This is a genomic window from Ruegeria sp. BF6, assembly GCF_056538665.1.
Genome location: NZ_JBQFTN010000001.1, coordinates 1,282,326 through 1,299,969, shown reverse-complemented (window position 1 = coordinate 1,299,969; position 17,644 = coordinate 1,282,326). Strand labels below are relative to the sequence as shown.

The 17,644-nt window shown below is 58.2% G+C and carries 21 protein-coding genes and 2 tRNA genes; 7 read left to right on the top strand and 16 right to left on the bottom strand.

Features of this window, described 5'->3' with window-relative positions; all coding sequences use genetic code 11:
• Positions 1-129: 129 nt before the first annotated feature.
• Positions 130-510, top strand: a complete 381-nt coding sequence (locus tag ACR0IM_RS06540) for a YHS domain-containing (seleno)protein (RefSeq protein WP_480640920.1) — start codon at positions 130-132, stop codon at positions 508-510.
• Positions 511-708: 198 nt separating this feature from the next.
• Complete coding sequence (locus tag ACR0IM_RS06535) at positions 709-1,179, top strand: CoA-binding protein (RefSeq protein WP_480681227.1); 471 nt, start codon at positions 709-711, stop codon at positions 1,177-1,179.
• Here the strand turns inward: ACR0IM_RS06535 and ACR0IM_RS06530 are convergent.
• The 4 genes from ACR0IM_RS06530 to ACR0IM_RS06515 all read right to left on the bottom strand — a co-directional run bounded on the left by ACR0IM_RS06530 (position 1,176) and on the right by ACR0IM_RS06515 (position 5,037).
• Positions 1,176-1,742 carry a hypothetical protein gene (locus ACR0IM_RS06530; RefSeq protein WP_480589946.1) on the bottom strand — a complete coding sequence of 189 codons (567 nt, stop codon included), beginning with the start codon at positions 1,740-1,742 and terminating at the stop codon, positions 1,176-1,178. The two genes, ACR0IM_RS06535 and ACR0IM_RS06530, sit on opposite strands and share 4 nt — an antisense overlap.
• 72 nt (positions 1,743-1,814) lie before the next feature.
• The gene (locus ACR0IM_RS06525) at positions 1,815-2,132 is read right to left on the bottom strand and encodes a phosphoribosyl-ATP diphosphatase (protein ID WP_480681225.1); all 318 of its coding nucleotides are present in this window, start codon (positions 2,130-2,132) and stop codon (positions 1,815-1,817) included.
• Positions 2,129-2,890 (bottom strand): imidazole glycerol phosphate synthase subunit HisF, encoded by a 762-nt coding sequence (gene hisF / locus ACR0IM_RS06520; RefSeq protein WP_480681224.1) that lies wholly within the window; start codon positions 2,888-2,890, stop codon positions 2,129-2,131. Before hisF ends, ACR0IM_RS06525 begins: the two co-directional genes overlap by 4 nt.
• Positions 2,891-2,994: 104 nt before the next feature.
• The gene (locus ACR0IM_RS06515; RefSeq protein WP_480681223.1) at positions 2,995-5,037 is read right to left on the bottom strand and encodes a fused MFS/spermidine synthase; all 2,043 of its coding nucleotides are present in this window, start codon (positions 5,035-5,037) and stop codon (positions 2,995-2,997) included.
• Between the two features lie 475 nt (positions 5,038-5,512).
• On the opposite strand from ACR0IM_RS06515, the gene ACR0IM_RS06510 reads away from it, so the two are divergent.
• A complete protein-coding gene (locus ACR0IM_RS06510; protein WP_480640916.1) occupies positions 5,513-5,905 on the top strand; it encodes a DUF302 domain-containing protein in 393 nt (130 codons plus the stop codon).
• A 118-nt stretch (positions 5,906-6,023) separates the two neighbouring features.
• Entirely contained in the window at positions 6,024-6,395 is a 372-nt protein-coding gene (locus tag ACR0IM_RS06505) for a hypothetical protein (protein WP_480640915.1), read from the top strand.
• Positions 6,396-6,412: 17 nt separating this feature from the next.
• On the opposite strand, the gene hisA is transcribed toward ACR0IM_RS06505, so the two are convergent.
• Positions 6,413-7,135 (bottom strand): 1-(5-phosphoribosyl)-5-[(5-phosphoribosylamino)methylideneamino]imidazole-4-carboxamide isomerase, encoded by a 723-nt coding sequence (gene hisA / locus ACR0IM_RS06500; protein WP_480640914.1) that lies wholly within the window; start codon positions 7,133-7,135, stop codon positions 6,413-6,415.
• 134 nt (positions 7,136-7,269) lie between these two features.
• On the opposite strand from hisA, the gene ACR0IM_RS06495 reads away from it, so the two are divergent.
• A complete protein-coding gene (locus ACR0IM_RS06495) occupies positions 7,270-7,671 on the top strand; it encodes a DUF2147 domain-containing protein (protein WP_480589929.1) in 402 nt (133 codons plus the stop codon).
• A 3-nt stretch (positions 7,672-7,674) separates the two neighbouring features.
• Here ACR0IM_RS06495 and hisH read toward each other — a convergent pair whose 3' ends face one another.
• The gene (hisH, locus tag ACR0IM_RS06490; protein WP_480681222.1) at positions 7,675-8,313 is read right to left on the bottom strand and encodes an imidazole glycerol phosphate synthase subunit HisH; all 639 of its coding nucleotides are present in this window, start codon (positions 8,311-8,313) and stop codon (positions 7,675-7,677) included.
• Positions 8,314-8,901 (bottom strand): imidazoleglycerol-phosphate dehydratase HisB, encoded by a 588-nt coding sequence (gene hisB, locus ACR0IM_RS06485; RefSeq protein WP_480589924.1) that lies wholly within the window; start codon positions 8,899-8,901, stop codon positions 8,314-8,316.
• Positions 8,902-9,055: 154 nt separating this feature from the next.
• Here hisB and ACR0IM_RS06480 point away from each other — a divergent pair, with 154 nt between their 5' ends.
• Entirely contained in the window at positions 9,056-9,295 is a 240-nt protein-coding gene (locus tag ACR0IM_RS06480) for an Lrp/AsnC family transcriptional regulator (protein ID WP_170325761.1), read from the top strand.
• On the opposite strand, the gene ACR0IM_RS06475 is transcribed toward ACR0IM_RS06480, so the two are convergent.
• From ACR0IM_RS06475 to ACR0IM_RS06465, 3 genes are all read right to left on the bottom strand, one after another.
• Complete coding sequence (locus ACR0IM_RS06475; RefSeq protein WP_480681221.1) at positions 9,292-10,152, bottom strand: GNAT family N-acetyltransferase; 861 nt, start codon at positions 10,150-10,152, stop codon at positions 9,292-9,294. The genes ACR0IM_RS06480 and ACR0IM_RS06475 overlap by 4 nt on opposite strands.
• Before the next feature lie 81 nt (positions 10,153-10,233).
• Positions 10,234-10,308, bottom strand: a tRNA-Gly gene (locus ACR0IM_RS06470).
• 33 nt (positions 10,309-10,341) lie between these two features.
• A tRNA-Gly gene (locus ACR0IM_RS06465) sits at positions 10,342-10,416 on the bottom strand.
• Positions 10,417-10,564: 148 nt separating this feature from the next.
• On the opposite strand from ACR0IM_RS06465, the gene ACR0IM_RS06460 reads away from it, so the two are divergent.
• Positions 10,565-10,717 carry a hypothetical protein gene (locus ACR0IM_RS06460; RefSeq protein WP_480681220.1) on the top strand — a complete coding sequence of 51 codons (153 nt, stop codon included), beginning with the start codon at positions 10,565-10,567 and terminating at the stop codon, positions 10,715-10,717.
• 15 nt (positions 10,718-10,732) lie between these two features.
• Here ACR0IM_RS06460 and ACR0IM_RS06455 read toward each other — a convergent pair whose 3' ends face one another.
• The 6 genes from ACR0IM_RS06455 to ACR0IM_RS06430 form a co-directional block, all read right to left on the bottom strand.
• Positions 10,733-11,116, bottom strand: coding sequence for an MAPEG family protein (locus ACR0IM_RS06455; protein ID WP_480681219.1), 384 nt, complete (start codon positions 11,114-11,116; stop codon positions 10,733-10,735).
• 78 nt (positions 11,117-11,194) lie between these two features.
• Positions 11,195-14,632, bottom strand: a complete 3,438-nt coding sequence (locus ACR0IM_RS06450; RefSeq protein WP_480681218.1) for a pyruvate carboxylase — start codon at positions 14,630-14,632, stop codon at positions 11,195-11,197.
• A gap of 124 nt (positions 14,633-14,756) precedes the next feature.
• Positions 14,757-15,914, bottom strand: coding sequence for an alpha-hydroxy acid oxidase (locus ACR0IM_RS06445; RefSeq protein WP_480681217.1), 1,158 nt, complete (start codon positions 15,912-15,914; stop codon positions 14,757-14,759).
• A 39-nt stretch (positions 15,915-15,953) separates the two neighbouring features.
• On the bottom strand, positions 15,954-16,553 hold the full coding sequence (locus tag ACR0IM_RS06440) for a GGDEF domain-containing protein (RefSeq protein ID WP_480681216.1): 600 nt from the start codon (positions 16,551-16,553) through the stop codon (positions 15,954-15,956).
• Positions 16,554-16,713: 160 nt separating this feature from the next.
• On the bottom strand, positions 16,714-17,316 hold the full coding sequence (locus ACR0IM_RS06435; RefSeq protein WP_480681214.1) for a hypothetical protein: 603 nt from the start codon (positions 17,314-17,316) through the stop codon (positions 16,714-16,716).
• A gap of 146 nt (positions 17,317-17,462) precedes the next feature.
• Positions 17,463-17,615 (bottom strand): hypothetical protein, encoded by a 153-nt coding sequence (locus tag ACR0IM_RS06430; RefSeq protein WP_480681213.1) that lies wholly within the window; start codon positions 17,613-17,615, stop codon positions 17,463-17,465.
• Between the last annotated feature and the right edge of the window lie 29 nt (positions 17,616-17,644).

Sequence of the window (17,644 nt, the reverse complement as noted above, 5' to 3'; positions counted from 1 at the left end):
CACTGGGCCGCAAAAATTGCATCTTGAGACCCTGATGTCTGAAGATCTAACACCGTTATGCTAACCCGACGTTTCCTTTTTGGCGTGATAGCCGCCGCTTTGATTGCTCCTGCCGCGACGGCGCAAGAGATGCCCGTATACTATGAGGCCGATGGCGCGGCCCTCGCAGGGTATGATCCGGTTTCTTATTTTGAAAGCGACGCACCCGTGCTGGGTCAGCCGGAATACGCAGTCATGTGGAAAGGGGTGGAATGGCACTTTGCCTCAGATGAAAACCGTGAAGCGTTCGAACGTGATCCGCGCGCCTTTGCGCCTCAGTTCGGTGGGTATTGTGCCTATGCCATGGCCAAGGGGATTCTGGTCGGCACAGACCCAATGGCATGGCAGGTGGTCGACGGTCGTTTGTATCTGACCCACTCACTTGAGATAGAGGAAATGTGGCGCGAAGCGACGGCCGAGTACATCCGCATGGCCGAGGCGCACTGGCCCGTTGTCCTGTACGAGCAATAGGCGGCGGTCCGCTTTTTGTGATATGTCATCACAAAAATGCGCACCCCCTCTTTTTTTCTCTAAACTTATGCCTAAATGTCACAGTGACCGCGGAACGGAACTGCCGCGGGTCATTTCACTGTCCCTCGTTCCAACAACTGGCGCTCAGGTTCGACCTGGGCGCTTTTTTCTTTTTTGCAGCCAGATTAGGGTGGCCGCATGAGCGAGTATTCCGATGCGTTTCTGAAAGACATCCTACAGCGCACCAAGGTGATTGCTGTGGTCGGCGTTTCAATGAATCCGGTCAGGCCCAGTTATTACGTGGCGAGATATCTGTCGTTGAAGGGGTTTACGGTCATTCCAGTCAACCCGGGCCATGCCGGGACTGAGCTGTTTGGTCAGACCGTCCGGGCCTCATTGACCGAGATACCCGAGTCTGTGGATATGGTCGATATCTTCCGCCGGTCCGAGGCCGTACCGCCAATCGTCGATGAGGCGCTGGCCGCCTTCCCGAACCTACGCACGGTCTGGATGCAAATCGGTGTCGAGAACGCAGATGCGGCCGCCAAAGCACAGGCGCGCGGCGTGGATGTGATCATGAACCGCTGTCCTAAGATTGAATATCAGCGCCTGTATGGAGAGCTGCGCATGGGTGGGTTCGCCACCGGTGTAATCTCGTCCAAAATCTAGCCGCCGACATAGGGCAGCAATTCACCGTATTGTTCCACCCGGCGCTTTTCCAAGACAACGTCGCGCGGCACCCATTCGTATTTCGTGTCTTCGATCAGTGGCGACCAGAACAGCACACCGCCATAGCGCCAAGGGTCCAGCACCACGCCTTCAAACATCGACTCACCCTTGCGGCTGATGATGGCGGTGCTGTGGTCGATTCGGAATGGGTTGTCGGCATTGGCAATGGCGCGGTGCAGCTCAAGCGTCTGGAAGTTCTCTTGCTTCAACCGGCGTTCGATATCTTCGGCCCAGTGCCAGCACAGCCCGCGCGGGCGCAGGCCCTTGTTGACCTTGGCGTTATGGACCAGAGGAGGGTCGGTGATTTCATATTCCTGCACCAGTTGCGCGGTATAGGAATAGGCGACACGGGCGGCGCGGTCGGCCTCTTCCGGGTCGATATCCGGGCCTAGGCTGCGGATTTCGGTCGCCAGCCGCTGCACCTCGTTTCCCGTGGATGGCGGAGGGGCAGAACACGCGCCCAGTGTCACAAGGGCCAGAACAATGGCCAAAGCTCTGATCATTATTTGCCCTTCGATCTGTGGACCGTGAGGTCCGATCATAATGGGTAGGGCGGGGGGACGAAACCCCGCCGATTAGCCCTTGGGGCGGGCGGCTTTTTCAACGATACCACCGGTGCCCTGGCGCCGCGCCAACTCGGCCAGCACGTCATCCAGCGCCACGTCCCGCGAGGCCAGCATTACCAGCAGATGATAGAGCACATCCGCAGCCTCAGCCGTCAGCCCGGCTTTGTCGTTCTTGACAGCTTCGATGATGGCTTCAACGGCCTCTTCTCCGAATTTCTCGGCGCATTTCTCCGGGCCTTTGGCCAGCAGCTTGGCGGTCCAGCTGGAATCGGGATTGGCGCCCTTGCGGGCCTCGATAGTAGCGGCCAGATCGTGCAGAATGCTCATGTCAGCCTCATGGGGATGCCTGCGGCGGCCATGTGTTCCTTGGCCTCGCGGATGGTGTATTCACCAAAATGGAAGATCGAGGCGGCAAGCACCGCGCTGGCCCCGCCCTCGGTCACGCCTTCGATAAGGTGATCGAGATTGCCGACGCCGCCTGAGGCGATCACCGGCACGTCCACCGCGTCCGAGATAGCGCGAGTCAGGGGCAGGTTGAACCCAGCCTTGGTGCCGTCGCGGTCCATAGACGTTAACAGGATTTCTCCGGCGCCTTTGGCGACAACGGTCTTGGCGAATTCCACCGCGTCGATGCCGGTGGGTTTGCGACCGCCATGGGTGAAAATCTCCCACTTTCCGGGACTGACGGTCTTGGCGTCGATGGCGCAGACGATGCACTGACTGCCGAACTGATCCGCCGATTCCGCGATCACATCCGGGTTCGCCACCGCGGCCGAGTTGAAGCTAACCTTGTCAGCGCCCGCCAGCAACAGGGCACGCACGTCATCCTTGGTGCGAACGCCGCCGCCCACGGTCAGGGGGACAAAACACTGTTCTGCCGTGCGCTGGACGACATCGAACATGGTGCCGCGGTTTTCATGGGTGGCGTGAATGTCCAAAAAACAGATTTCGTCCGCGCCGGCGGTGTCATAGGCCTTTGCCGATTCCACCGGGTCACCTGCATCGCGCAGGCCAACGAAATTCACGCCCTTGACCACGCGGCCATCGGCGACATCCAGACAGGGAATGATGCGGGTTTTCAGCATGTCGGCGTCCTTTGTTGCCGCACCTCTACCGACAAAGCTCTGCCGATGCCAGACCTGAGAGTTTTGAAGATGCCGCGCCGCGAGGTGTACCGCGCGGCGTTGCATTAATGCGGAGTCAGTATTCTTAGTGCCGACAAAAGGTTACCCTTGTTGTCTGTCCACGGAACCCGACCATCTGTGGTCAGCTTCGTCCACCTGCCGGTGTCGACAAACGTTGCGATGCGGTTTTCGTCACGGCTCAGGATAACGACATGCGTATCTGACGCGCCCTGACTTTTGGCCTGCTCGTCGGCGTAGTACTTCTGGAGCGCGGCATGCAGGTCAAGCGTTGCAGCGGAACGCGCCAATTGCGGAGCAAGGTCATAGTACTGGTTCGAGATGTGAAAGACCAAAGTGCCGCCCTGGTTCAACTGGCTTAGATAAGTCTCGATCGCTTCGCGTGTAATCAGGTGCAGTGGAATTGCATCCGAGCTGTAAGCGTCGAGCACCAAGATATCAAACACGAACTTCTGGTGTTCCAGCACGACTCGCGCATCACCCATATGAGTTTCCGAATCCGGGGCGCATTCGGACATATACGTGAACAGGTTCGGATTGCGGGCAATACGATCGACAGTTTCATCGATTTCAAAGAACTCCCACGTTTGATGGGGTTGCCCGTAGCAGGCCAGCGCACCAGTCCCGAGGCCGACAATGCCAATGCTATCAGTGCTCAAACCGTATTCGGATGTCAGGACTTCCGCCATCGGCCCGTTTGGGTGGTAATACGAAGAAGCAACTGGTCGAGTGCCGGGGTCGGTTGGCGTTTGCCAGCCATGCATGGTGGTGCCGTTCTGATAGACACGGAAACCGCCGCTATCAAAAACAGCATGGGTTCCAAAAAAGCTTCGGTCGCGGTAGAGCATCTCGTATTTCGGGAGCACGGTTGGCACCAGGAACACTACTAGCACCGTTGCAACGCGGGTCGGTGCGTTCCGGAAGGTCAGCAATACCATGGCGACCAATGCGGCAGTTACGATCGTAGTGATGGCGTTTGCACCCGCTGCGCGTCCTTCGTTCAATACGCTGATCGCGACTGAAATCGGGGCGGCAACGGCAACCCCGATCAGGGCATGGCGAAGACTGAATGTTCCAGCCTGAAGCAGAAACAAACCTCCTGCTGCAAGAAGTGTCAGGCCAAACTCAATTTCCCGGTTAAACATCGCAGGCGCGATGATCGAGTTGAACAGCCCGCCGCAGGCACCTCCGACCGACAGTGCAAGGTAGAATATTGTGAGATGTTCTGCCGGTGGTCGGAATTCATAGAGAAGCCTGTGAGCGAACAGGGCCACCAAAAACAGCAGCGGAATATACACCAGCATAGCGGCCAAAGGCTGTTGCGAAGAACCGATTTTGGACAACATTGCAATGCCGATCGCCATCACAAGCAAAACCGAAGTCCTTAGGCCGTCCAGAGTATGTCGGCGCCATTTTGCGAAAGCAAGAATGAACGTCAGGATGTAGGTCGCAAGCGGCACGACCCAGATCAGTGGGATGGCGCCAAGGTCGGTGCTGAGCTTGGTTGTCGTGGCCAGCATCAGGGACGAGGGGATGAAGGCAATAAACACCCACGAGGCAATCGTTTTCGCGCTTAACGCTTTACCCACCTTGCGGGGTTCTTCCGGGTTCGCTGTTTCGGCAGGTCCGCGCAATGCAATCAGGCCGCTGAGTGCCAGAAGGACGCCAAAAACGACAAATCCGACAGACCAGAACAGGCTGATTTCCCGCGCGCCAAAGAAGGGATCGGCAAGCAGCGGAAAAGACAATAAGGCCATCAGCGATCCAACATTGCTCGCCGCATACAGGAAATACGGATCATTGGCCGACGGACCACCCGATCGCGAATACCAGGCCTGCAGCAATGGCGCGTTGGCAGACAGAACGGCAAATGGAACTCCCACGCCGGCCGCAAATAACAAAAGTGTTTGCAGAGCGATGGATTGCGAGGCCTCGAACCTCCAGCCTTCCTGCGTGGCCAAAGGCAGAAAACTAAGCGCCACCAGCCACAAGGCCAGATGTGTTGCAAGTTGCCAGCGCAGGGTTAACCAGCGGGTCAACATGTGGGCATACAGGTATCCCAGGATCAGCATCAGCTGGAAAAACAGCATGGCGGTGGTCCAGACTGCTGGGGTGCCGCCGATTTTGGGCAATACGAGTTTGGCAAACAGCGGTTGAACAAAGAACAGTAGGCTAGCGCTGACGAAAATTGACGCACAAAAACTGATGACCGGAGCGTAACTGTGCCAATTTGCCGTTGGCTGTGATGCGTTCGAAAAAGACAAGGTGAAACTCCGGCATAAGCTAGCGGTCCAGCCGTATTGGCGAATCTTGACCTTTTTGCGGCTTATCAGTGCAAATTCACTGCGTTTGTGCGGAATTGTTTACGTTTCGAGATCGAAAGGCGCGCTTGGATGGTCTTCAGGTAAGTGTTCCCCGCAACCGGCAAAGCCCCGCCGATGCCGGACTTGTGATTGCCACATCCCTCAAACCTGTGAACACTGTCCCCAAATTCATCAGGAGATCAATGAGATGCGTAAACTCTTTTTGGCAACCGCTTTCGTAATTGGAGGAGCTGTCACAGCAATGGCAGACGATATCGTCAAGGTGAACACCGACAAATCCGTGTCCGAGGCGTTGGATGCGCTTGAGGCGGCTGTTGGCAACGCGGGCGCGACGGTGTTCGCTCGTATTGATCACGCAGCGGGGGCCGAAAAGGTCGGGCTGACCATTCCGGCCAATCAGGTTCTGATTTTCGGCAACCCGGCGCTGGGCACGCCCGCCATGCAGATCGATCCGCGTGCCGGACTTTTTTTGCCGCTGAAAGTGCAGGCCTACGAAGATGAAAACGGCCAAGTCTGGTTGGCTTATGAAGACCCGAAAGAGACCATGGACGAGCTGGACGCTGTCGAAAAATCCCCCGTCATTGAAAAGATGCGCGGTGCGTTGGCTAAGTTGACTGCAGTCGCGGCGCAATAACAAAAAACGGATGTGCCGGAAGAATTGACTGCTGGCACATCTTCCCCTCGGCAATTTGTTTGATTGCCGGGATTATGGTAAATTCCTCCCATTTCAGAAATTTAGGGAGGAGTTTTCCATGAAACTATCATTGCATATGATGTGGATTGCTGGAGCGTTTTTTGTGGCTGTATCAGGTGCCGCGCAGGCCCAGGACTTCATGACACAAAAAGAAATTTTGGCGACCATTCCGGGCTCGACGATTTACGGTATTTCGAACCAGGATAACAAAACCCAATGGGCGCAGGCCTACAGCAAAGGCCGCAAAAAGGGAAAGCTTGCCGGTAACTCTGGTGGCAATAAGTATGAAGGCAAATGGTATGTCGATGGCGACATGTGGTGTGAAGAGACCGGCGATTGGGTGGGGTGCTTTCAATTCGTTCGCATAAGCGAAAAGGAACTGCAGCCGTACAAAGACGGGCAGCCCAGGAACAAATGGAAAATACAGTAACCCGCTGCTGAGCGGCTCTATTTACTCAGAGTGGACAAGGCTTCTTCCAGGTCAATCGCACCGTCATAAAGCGCGCGGCCGGAAATCGCGCCGTTCAGGTCCACACCGCAATCGCGCAGCGCTATCAGGTCGTCCAGTGAGCTGACACCGCCCGAAGCAATCACCGGGATCGACACGGCGCGGGCCAAGTCGGCGGTGGCTTCGATGTTCGGTCCTTGCATCGCGCCGTCGCGATTGATGTCGGTATAGATGATTGCGGCGACGCCAGCGTCTTCGAAACTGCGAGCCAGATCGGTGACCTGCACGTCAGTTTCCTCGGCCCAACCTTTGGTGGCGACCATGCCATTGCGGGCGTCGATACCCACCGCGACCTTGCCGGGGAACTCCCGCGCGGCGTTGCGCACCAGATCAGGGTTTTCGACTGCGACCGTGCCCAGAATCACTCGGGCTAATCCTTTGCCGATCCAGGTCTCGATGGTTGCCATATCGCGAATGCCGCCGCCCAGCTGGGCAGGCACATCACAGGCCTTCAGAATGGCTTCGACCGGGGCTGCGTTGACCGGTTCACCCGCGAAGGCGCCGTTCAGGTCCACAAGGTGCAGCCATTCGCAACCAGCCTCGACAAAGGCACGTGCCTGTGCGGCCGGGTCTTCGTTGAACACGGTTGCCTTGTCCATTTCTCCGCGCAGTAGGCGCACGGCCTGGCCGTCTTTGAGGTCGATGGCGGGGTAAAGGATCATGATCGGCGGCCCTATATCAATGTTACACGCGCGGGATATCGCACAGGCGGGGCAGGGGATGCAACGCGACGCTAAGTCATTCTTGCCCCGGCTGGCGCGGCTCGTCAGACTGGCGGCAAAACAGGGAGGATATGATGAAGAAACTTCTACTCGCAGCAGGATTGGCAGGGCTGGCGACCTCTGCATTTGCCGCCGATCCGGTTGATGGGCTGTGGAAGACCCAGCCGGGCGATACCGGGGGCTATTTGCACGTTTCTATTGGAGAATGCGGCAGCGCGATTTGCGGGACCATCGACAGCGCGTTTGACGGCGAGGGCAACCAGCAACTGGAATATGAAAATCTCGGCAAACAGATCATTTGGGACATGCTGCCCGAGGGCGGTGGCCAATATGACAGCGGCAAGATCTGGGCGCCGGATCGCGACAAGACCTACAACTCGAAAATGACCCTCGATAACCAGAACAAGCTGACTGTCAAAGGCTGTGTCGCGGGTGGTCTGGTTTGCCGTGGGCAGACCTGGACGCGCGTTCAGTAACCTTTACGGAGCCCAGGTCAGGAAATTCCCGATCATACGCAGGCCAACATCCTGGCTTTTCTCGGGGTGGAACTGCATTCCAACCATAGTGTCGCGGCCGATCACGGCCGTGACCTCTTGACCATATTGCACATAAGCCAACCGCTGCGCCGGATTTCTGACGCGGAAATGGTAGGAGTGGACGAAATAGGTGTGGTCACCCGATTTAACCCCGTTGAACACGGGATGCTCGCTTTCTACAACCAGATCGTTCCAGCCCATATGCGGAACTTTCAGCGCGCGGTCCGAAGGTTCGATCCGTACCACATCACCTGCGACCCAGCCCAAGCCATCCGTTTCGATGTACTCGTGGCCTTTTGAGGCCATCAGTTGCATCCCGACACAGATGCCCAGAAACGGGCGGCCTTTTTGTTCGACCGCCTCGACCATCGCATCATAGATGCCCTTATGCCCGCGCAACTCGGCGGCGCAGGCCGGAAAAGCGCCGTCACCGGGCAAAACCAACCGATCAGCCCGCGCAACAACATCCGCATCCGAGGTCACAACAACCTGGCCGGCGTCCAACTCGCGCGCCATGCGCTGAAACGCCTTCTCGGCCGAGTGCAGGTTGCCGCTCTCGTAGTCAATAATGGCAGTCAGCATTTACAGCGCGCCCTTGGTCGACGGGATCGCATCGGCCTTGCGCGGATCGGTTTCGACCGCCAGCCGCAAGGCGCGGGCGACGGCCTTGAAGGCGGCCTCGGCGATGTGGTGGCTGTTGAACCCGTGCAACTGATCGATATGCAGCGTGATGCCGCCATGTGTGCTGAGCGCCTGAAAGAACTCGCGCACCAACTCGGTGTCGAACGTGCCAATCTTGGGCGTAGGTAGGTCAACATTCCAGATCAGGAACGGACGGCCCGACAGGTCCAGCGCGCAGCGGACTTGTGCGTCGTCCATAGGCAGGTGGCACTCGCCATAGCGGCGGATGCCCTTCTTGTCGCCCAATGCCTGCGTCAGCGCCTGACCCAGCGCGATACCGGTGTCTTCGACCGTGTGGTGGTCGTCGATGTGATAGTCGCCTTTGGCGCGGATTGTCATGTCGATCAGCGAATGGCGCGCCAGCTGGTCCAGCATATGGTCAAAGAAGCCAACACCGGTCTGGTTGTCGTACTGGCCGGTGCCGTCCAGGTTGACCTCGACCGAGATTTCGGTCTCGGCGGTCTGACGGCTGATCTTTGCGCTGCGCATGGGCGAATTCCTTTTGCTACAAGCGCGCTTATAGACGGGGAAGGGCAGGCTTTTCCAGCCCGCCCGTCGCATTCGGCGCAATCTGTTGCAGGGGATTGAACGTGGGCGCGGCGCGTGTAAGCCTGCAGGCAATTCAACTAAAAAGGCCTGGCCCATGTCCACCTGCGTTTTCATTCAAATCCGCTGCAAACCCGGCACCACCTACAAGGTTGCCGAAGAGATCGCGCTGCGCGAAATTCACTCCGAACTCTATTCGACCAGCGGTGAATATGATCTGCTTCTGAAACTCTACATCCCCGAAACCGAGGATGTGGGCCATTTCATCAACGAAAACCTGCTGGTGATTCCCAATATCGAACGTTCGTTGACCACAATGACGTTCAAGGCGTTTTAACCCAGTTCGAACGTCGTCACGCCAAAAATACGGTTCAGATCGATTTCCGGTTGGTGGCTTGAATACATCCGGGCCGTTTCAAATACTTTCTCCAGCCCAAGCTTCGTCGCCAGTGCAAAAGCAGCTTCATTTGGCTGAGGCATGTCGATGAAGACCTCATGCCCGCCATGCTCGTCTGGTAAAGCTTGCAGCAGACTGATGAGCAGGGATTCGGCTATGTCCGTGCGGTCCGCGAACAGCGGCCCGATCTTGTAACCGATCTGACACGGGCGCAACGTTGCATAGCCTTTTATTTGGCCGTCCTCACAATGTACGCGGGAAATATGGTTCGGCGCACTGATCCAGCTCTGCAGGAAAGCGTCGCGCGGGGACGGGAACAGCTGACGGTCATACGCCGTCAACTCATTTGAAACTGCGGTCAGAGCTTCGGTACCAGCCGATGGCGTCAACACCCGCTGGATACCCGCCACGGACCCGGTGAAACGGAAATTGTTGTAGGCAAAGGTAAACCCCGATTTGCGATAATTGTGCTGTTGGTCAACGACCCCATCCAACCCGACATTGAGCGCAGTGCTGTTAGACAAAGCGCGCTGCCACAGCTTCAACCCATGTCCAGCGCCACGAAACTCGGGGCGAACGATGTAAAAGCCAAGGAAAGCAAACGTTTCGTCGTAATGTACCACCGAGATTGAGGCGATCATCTCGCCGTCCAAGAAACCTCCCAGAAATCCGTTAGTATCGGTGCTGTGGAAACACGCCGTATCATGATGGCCTGGGTTCCACCCTTCGCGCCCAGCCCAGTCTACGGCCTGCTGCAACTCGTCAGCGGTGAGGGGGCGGATAACGTATTCAGACATGGGTGAATCCTGTATTGCTCAATGCAACCAGAATGACGCAATGCTTTGCGGAGAACCAGAATGTTCAGAAGACTTGGTATCTGGAGCGGGCGAGGCGATTCGAACGCCCGACCCTAACCTTGGCAAGGTTATGCTCTACCCCTGAGCTACGCCCGCATCAGATACATATTTGGTCCGAAGACCTCTCAATGGAGCGGGCGAGGCGATTCGAACGCCCGACCCTAACCTTGGCAAGGTTATGCTCTACCCCTGAGCTACGCCCGCGCCGTTGAGTGAGGAGGGATGTATAAATTCCCACGCGAGGCTGCAAGCGGAAAAACACAAAAATCGGGAAAAATCTTTCGACGGAATTCTGCGCGCCATGCGTTCAAGATTTAAGACATTACAAAACAAGAGGGTTCGAGGAGAAGAAATGACACGGATTGCAGACTTGAAGATGGCCCTGCTTGCGGCACTAATCGTGCTGACATCGGTGCTTTGCGCACCGGATCAGGACAGGCTGGGCGAGGTTGAGCCTGTCCTCAGAGATGCACCGCTGGTCGAAACGCGGGTGCTGGCGGGTTAAGCCCCACCGATCAGATCACAACGCCAAAACGATATTAGCGATGGCGGCTACCAGAATCGCAGTGAACGTCAGCAGCATCCCGATCTGGCGCAGAATGACGATCTGCGGGCTGCGTCCAAATCCATAAGCGTGCAACAGACGACCGCTCAGCAAAGTCAGGCCCAGCAGGTTCAGCAACAGGCCGCTCGCTCCCTGCAATTCGACCATCGCGATCAACAGCAGGGCAAAGGGTGTGTATTCGACAAAGTTGGAATGCGTCCGCATCACCTTGAGCATTGCCGTATTACCGCCGTCACCGTAGGAAATCTTATCGCTGCGCCGCTGACTGATGACCCTGACGCTGAGCGCGACAAACAAGATTGCCAGCAATGCGGCGTAGACAGGTGTGATGGACAGCATGGGCGTTTATCCTCTTCGGGTCAAAAAAGGCCGCCCGGTTCCCCGAGCGGCCCCTGTTAGCCCAGAAAGTTAAACCGGTTATTCCAGTTCGACCAGCAGGTCCTTTGCGTCAATCTGCCCGCCGGGCTGAACGTGAACAGCTTTGACCGTTGCGTCACGCTCGGCGTGGATGCCGGTTTCCATTTTCATGGCTTCGATGGTCAGCAGCATGTCGCCTTCCTTTACGTCTTGCCCGGCAGTGACGGCCACTGTGGCGACAACGCCCGGCATCGGAGCGCCGACATGATTGGGGTTGCCCGCCTCGGCCTTGGGCCGGGCTTGCGTGGTCGACGTCACCAGGCGGTTGGGCACCCGGATCACCCGGGGCTGGCCGTTGAGTTCAAAGAACACTTTGACCTCGCCCTTTTCGTCGGTCTCACCGACTGCCTGACAACGGATTTCCAGCGTCTTGCCCGGATCGATCTCGGCGGTGATCTCTTCGCCGGGCTCCATCCCGTAAAAAAAGGTGCGCGTGGGCAGGGTGCGGACCGGGCCGTAAGTACGGTGGCGGCCCATGTAGTCCAGGAACACCTTGGGGTACATAAGGTATCCGTTCAGGTCCTCGTCATCGACCTCTTTGCCCTCCAACTGTTTGGATAGCTCGGTGCGGGTGGCTTCCAGATCGACTGCAGGAACATCCTTGCCTGGGCGCTGGGTGTTTGGAACCTCGTCCTTAAGCACCTTCTTGATGATGGTGTCGGGGAAGCCGCCCGGAGGCTGGCCAAGGTTGCCACGCATCATGTCGACCACCGAGTCGGGGAAGGCCACATCGGTCGAGGGGCTTTCCACGTCGTCACGGGTCAGGCCCTGGCTGACCATCATCAGCGCCATGTCACCAACGACCTTGGACGACGGTGTCACCTTCACGATGTCACCGAACATCTGGTTCACGTCGGCGTACATCTGAGCAACTTCGTGCCAGCGTTCTTCCAGCCCGAGGCTACGTGCCTGCGCCTTGAGGTTGGTGAACTGACCGCCGGGCATTTCATGCAGATACACTTCCGAGGCCGGAGCCTGCAGGCTGGACTCAAAGGCCGCGTACTGGCCGCGCACCGCCTCGAAATAGTCGCTGATCTCGCGGATCGCCTTGATGTCCAGACCGGTGTCACGTTCGGTATGGCGCAGCGCTTCGACCACAGTGCCCAGCGTTGCTTGTGAGGTGTTGCCCGAGAAGCTGTCCATCGCGCAATCCACCGCGTCCACGCCCGCCTCGGATGCGGCCAGAATAGTGGCGCTGGCGATACCGGCTGTGTCGTGGGTGTGGAAGTGGATCGGCAGGCCGACCTCTTCTTTCAGCGCGCGGATCAGAATCTTGGCCGATGCCGGTTTCAGCAGGCCTGCCATATCCTTCAGGCCCAGAACATGCGCACCTGCGTCGCGCAGTTCTTTGGCCATGCCGACATAGTATTTCAGGTCGTATTTGGCGCGATCCGGATCCAGAATGTCACCGGTGTAACAAACGGTACCTTCACAGATTTTTCCGTTGTCGATCACCGCATCCATAGCCACGCGCATGTTCTCGACCCAGTTCAGCGAGTCGAACACTCGGAACACGTCTACGCCTTTCGCGGCCTGACGGACGAATTCCTGAACCACGTTGTCGGGATAGTTGGTGTAGCCAACCCCATTGGCACCGCGCAGCAGCATCTGGGTCATCAGGTTGGGCATCGCCTCGCGCAGGTCACGCAGACGCTGCCACGGGCATTCCTGGAGGAAGCGATAGGCCACATCGAAGGTCGCACCGCCCCAGCATTCGACCGAGAAAAGTTGCGGCAGGTTTGCAGCATAGCTGGGCGCCACCTTGATCATGTCGATCGATCGCATTCGGGTCGCCAGCAGCGATTGGTGACCGTCCCGCATGGTGGTGTCGGTGATCAACAACTGTCGCTGCGCCTTCATCCAGTCGGCGACCGCCTGCGGGCCTTTCTGCTCCAGCAGATTGCGGGTGCCCATTTTGGGTTCGCCCTTTAATGCGGGGGGTTTGGCCTCTTTCAGGTCGGCGCGCGGTTCCGGACGGTCCTTGGTTTCAGGGTGACCGTTCACGGTGATATCCGCGATATAGGTCAGAACCTTGGTGCCCCGGTCGCGGCGACGCTTGAAGGTGAACAGGTTCGGCGTCGTGTCGATGAACTTGGTGGTGTATTCGTTCGACAGGAAGGTCGGGTGTTTCAGCAGGTTGATAACAAAGTCGATATTGGTGCTGACGCCGCGGATGCGGAATTCGCGCAGTGCCCGGTCCATCCGGTTGATCGCCTTTTCAGGTGTCGGAGCCCAGGCTGTAACCTTGGTCAGCAACGAGTCGTAATACCGCGTGATCACCCCGCCCGCATAGGCTGTGCCGCCGTCCAGACGGATGCCCATGCCGGTCGCCGAGCGATAGGCGGTGATGCGGCCGTAATCGGGGATGAAGTTGTTCTGCGGGTCCTCGGTGGTGATCCGGGTCTGCAGGGCGTGGCCGTTCAGATGCACGTCGGCCTGGCTGGCGGCCCCGGTCGCTTCGGCCAGCGTCTTGCCCTCGGCGATCAGAATCTGCGCCTGCACGATGTCGATACCGGTGACTTCCTCGGTGACGGTGTGTTCAACCTGCACGCGCGGGTTCACCTCGATGAAGTAGAACTTGCCGGTCTCCATATCCATCAGGAATTCAACGGTGCCGGCGCATTCATAGTTCACATGGGCGCAGATTTTGCGGCCCAGTTCACAAATCTCGGCACGCTGTTCTTCGGACAGATACGGGGCAGGGGCGCGTTCCACGACCTTCTGGTTTCGGCGCTGGACCGAGCAGTCGCGTTCGTAGAGGTGATAAATCTCACCGTGCTTGTCGCCGAGGATCTGAACCTCAACGTGGCGGGCACGGATGATCATCTTTTCCAGATAGCCCTCGCCGTTGCCGAAAGCGGCTTCAGCCTCGCGGCGGCCTTCCAGAACTTTTTCTTCCAACTCGTCTTCCGAGTGGATCGGGCGCATACCGCGTCCGCCGCCGCCCCATGAGGCCTTGAGCATCAGCGGGTAGCCGATCTCTTTGGCCTCGGCCCGGATTGCGTCCATGTCATCGCCTAGAACCTCGGTCGCCGGGATCACCGGCACTCCGGCCTCGATGGCCACGCGCCGCGCGCTGGCCTTATCGCCAAGCGCGCGCATGGTCTCGGCCTTGGGACCGATGAAGGTGATGCCGTTCTGGACACATGCGTCCACGAAGTCCGGGTTTTCCGACAGCAGGCCGTAACCTGGGTGGATGGCATCCGCGCCGCATTCCTTGGCCACGCGGATGATCTCGTCGATGGAAAGATAAGCCGCGACCGGCCCCATCCCTTCGCCAATACGATATGCCTCGTCAGCCTTGAAGCGATGCAAGCCAAGCTTGTCTTCCTCGGCGAACACAGCGACGGTGCGTTTGCCCATCTCGTTCGCTGCGCGCATCACGCGAATGGCAATCTCGCCGCGATTGGCGATCAGGATCTTGTTGAAGTCGGTCATATCAGGTCCCGGTCTTAGTGGTTTGGCCGTTTTATTAGGCGGACAATACGCGCTCGTATATCAGTCCTTCTGGGTAGAACCGGCATGTTATCGCTCGCAAACGCCGCCTTTTGACGTGATTGTCTTACACACGCTGCGCTGCAGCATCAATGTTCGTGATTGCCGACGGAGTTTCCTGCAGGTTCGGCAGGCCCATTTGACCCATATTCGCGATCAAGTCCTGACGCAGGATGTCTATGACATGCGCAGGTCCTTGTGCGCCCAAGGCGCTGAGACCATACAAAAATCCGCGCCCGAGCATGATAAAGTCCGCGCCCAGAGCCAGTGCGCGCAGGATGTCCAGACCACCTTCGACGCCGCTGTCGAAAATCAGGGGCAGGTTTGTCGCCTCTCGGATCAACGGTAGCACATTGATACTTGCAGGGGCTCCGTCAAACTGACGACCGCCGTGATTCGAGACCCAAAGGGCATCAACACCGGCCTGTTGCAGCCGCTCGGCATCCCCGGCCCGCATTACGCCCTTTACGATAAACGGCCCGTCCCATGCGTCCCGCAGCCATTTGACATAATCCATGTCGGGTGAAGTGCGCAGCAGGTAACCGACATGGGCGGTCGGCGGCAGAGCACTGTCCCCGTCGATATACTTGTCCAGCGTGCGCATCCGGGGCATTCCATTCTGCGCCATACCCAATGCCCAGGCCGGACGCAGTGCAATCTGTGCCAGTAGGCGCGGGGTCAGTCTGGGGGGATTGGTCAGACCGGATCGCGTTTGCCGTTCACGGCGCGAGGCGACCGGGACATCAACAGTCAGCACAAGGGTCGAGAATCCCGCCGATTTGGCACGATTCAGCATATCTGTGCGAATATCCGGATCTTTCGGAGGGTATAGCTGAAACCAGGCGTTCCGCCCCAGATGAGGGGCCAGACCTTCGGGGCTCTGGCTGGCGACTGTCGAAAGGGTGTAGGGCAGGCCCGTTTCGGCGGCGGCGCACGCCAGCAGCTTTTCTGCGTTCGGCCAGACCAGACCGGCCATCCCGATGGGGGCGATGCCGAAGGGCAGGGGAAAATCCTGCCCCAGAAAACGCGTTCCGGTATCGCATTCGATGGGGCCATGCAGGATCGAGGGCAGAAACTCCACCTGATCCAGAGCGGCCCGGTTGCGGCGCAGCGTGGTCTCGGTTCCTGTGCCGCTTGCCAGATATTCCCAGACGAAAAAAGGAACCCTGCGCTGTGCGCGTCGTTTCAGGTCGGCAATGCCGGGGAATGTGCTGTGCAGGTCCATATGGATTGATCCAACCTGCCGGGCGATTCTGCAAGGTTTTCAGGCGGCTGAGGTCGGTGGCTCGGGTTTAGGCGACCGTTTGTGTTTCGAATCTGCCGCAGTCGAAGTGACCGAGGCTGCATCTTTGGCGACCTGCACCTGATTGCGACCCTTATCTTTGGCCATGTAAAGAGCATCGTCTGCCGCGCGCATCAGATCCTGCGGCATGGTGCCATGTGCGGGGTAGTGGGCGACACCCACGGAAATCGTGATGCGTGGCAAGGGTTTCTCACCATACCGGACCGAGACAGCCTCAACCGCCTGCCTCAATTGCTCTGCCCGGGTCATGGCATCGTCGGGCGTGTTGTCCGGCAGGATCAACATGAACTCCTCACCTCCGATGCGGCAGGCAACCTCATCCCGGTCACAGCCCTGTTCCAGAGCCGATCCGACCGCGCGCAGCAACATGTCTCCGGCGTCATGCCCATGGGTGTCGTTAAACTTCTTGATTTGGTCGACATCCACGGCAATCAGACTCAGTGATGCGCCGGTCTGCTGGCTGCGGCTTATGGATTTGCGCAGCGTTTCGGTCATGTGGCGACGGTTGAACAATCCGGTCAGGGGATCACGCACTGATTGGTCATGCAATTGATCACGCATCCGGACATTTGCTATCGCCATGCTGAACTGTTCGGCGCAAAGCTGGACGAGCTTCTTGCTGGCATGAAACACCTCGTCACTACCCTCATGGGCCCGCAGATGCAAAAGACCAACCGTTTCCCCGTGCGCCAGAATGGGAAAGCAGAAATAGGGGCGACCGTCATGGGGTCCGCATGTTCGCAGACAAAGTCGATCTCGGTCGCGCCATATTCGTATGTGCGCCCCCGACGCAGACCCCAGCACCCTCGGGTTGGATATGCGCTTTGTGAGTGCCACCATTCCAGCTGGCACAGCCATCCAGCACATCGCGTGAATTGGAATAGACATACACGCTGCCTTCGGCCTCGGGCAGGATATGGGTCATGAAGCGTGAGACCATGTCGAACAACTCATCCAGCGACCGGCTGGATTGCAGCCATTCGTTCAACTCGCCCAGCAATCGAACCTTGCGCGCAAGGCGCAGTTGGTCATCCATCAGCTCTTGCTCTTTTTCGGCGCGGCCCCGCAGGCTGCGCACTTGCCGCCGGTTCGCGCGGAAAATGACCAGTGTCACCGCCGACAAGGCAAGCAGGGCCACACCGCTGAGCACGGTCAGCAACAGCCGGACCAGGTTGATGAACAGGTTTCGAACCTGCGTAATGTCCGAATAAAACCCGATCGCACCAACAAAGCGCCCTTCGCGAAGGACGGGGGTATAGACTTCGGCCACATGGCGGGACCGCGGCCCGCTGACCTTAAGCGGGTCGCGTTCGAAATTGTCCACCTCGGTTAGGGGTTTTCTTCATGTTTATAGACGATGTTGCCCCGGCCCAGAACGTCGCTGAAATAGGCGTCGCTGTTGACCATCCCCACATCCGATGGGCGGGTTGACCACAGGACGCGCCCCGCATCGTTGAAAAGCTTGAACCGTTAGATATCCGAGGTCGCGGACAGCAATTCCAGAAACTCTTCGTCGTGAGCGTCCAGCACGCCGGTGCGAAAGGTGGCATCAACATCCTGGAGATGTGAAACCACCTGCCGGTTCATCTGCGTTGCGGCGTGGCGCAGGTCCGTTTCCAGCATCCGGTCGACCACCTGAGCCGGAAACGCGA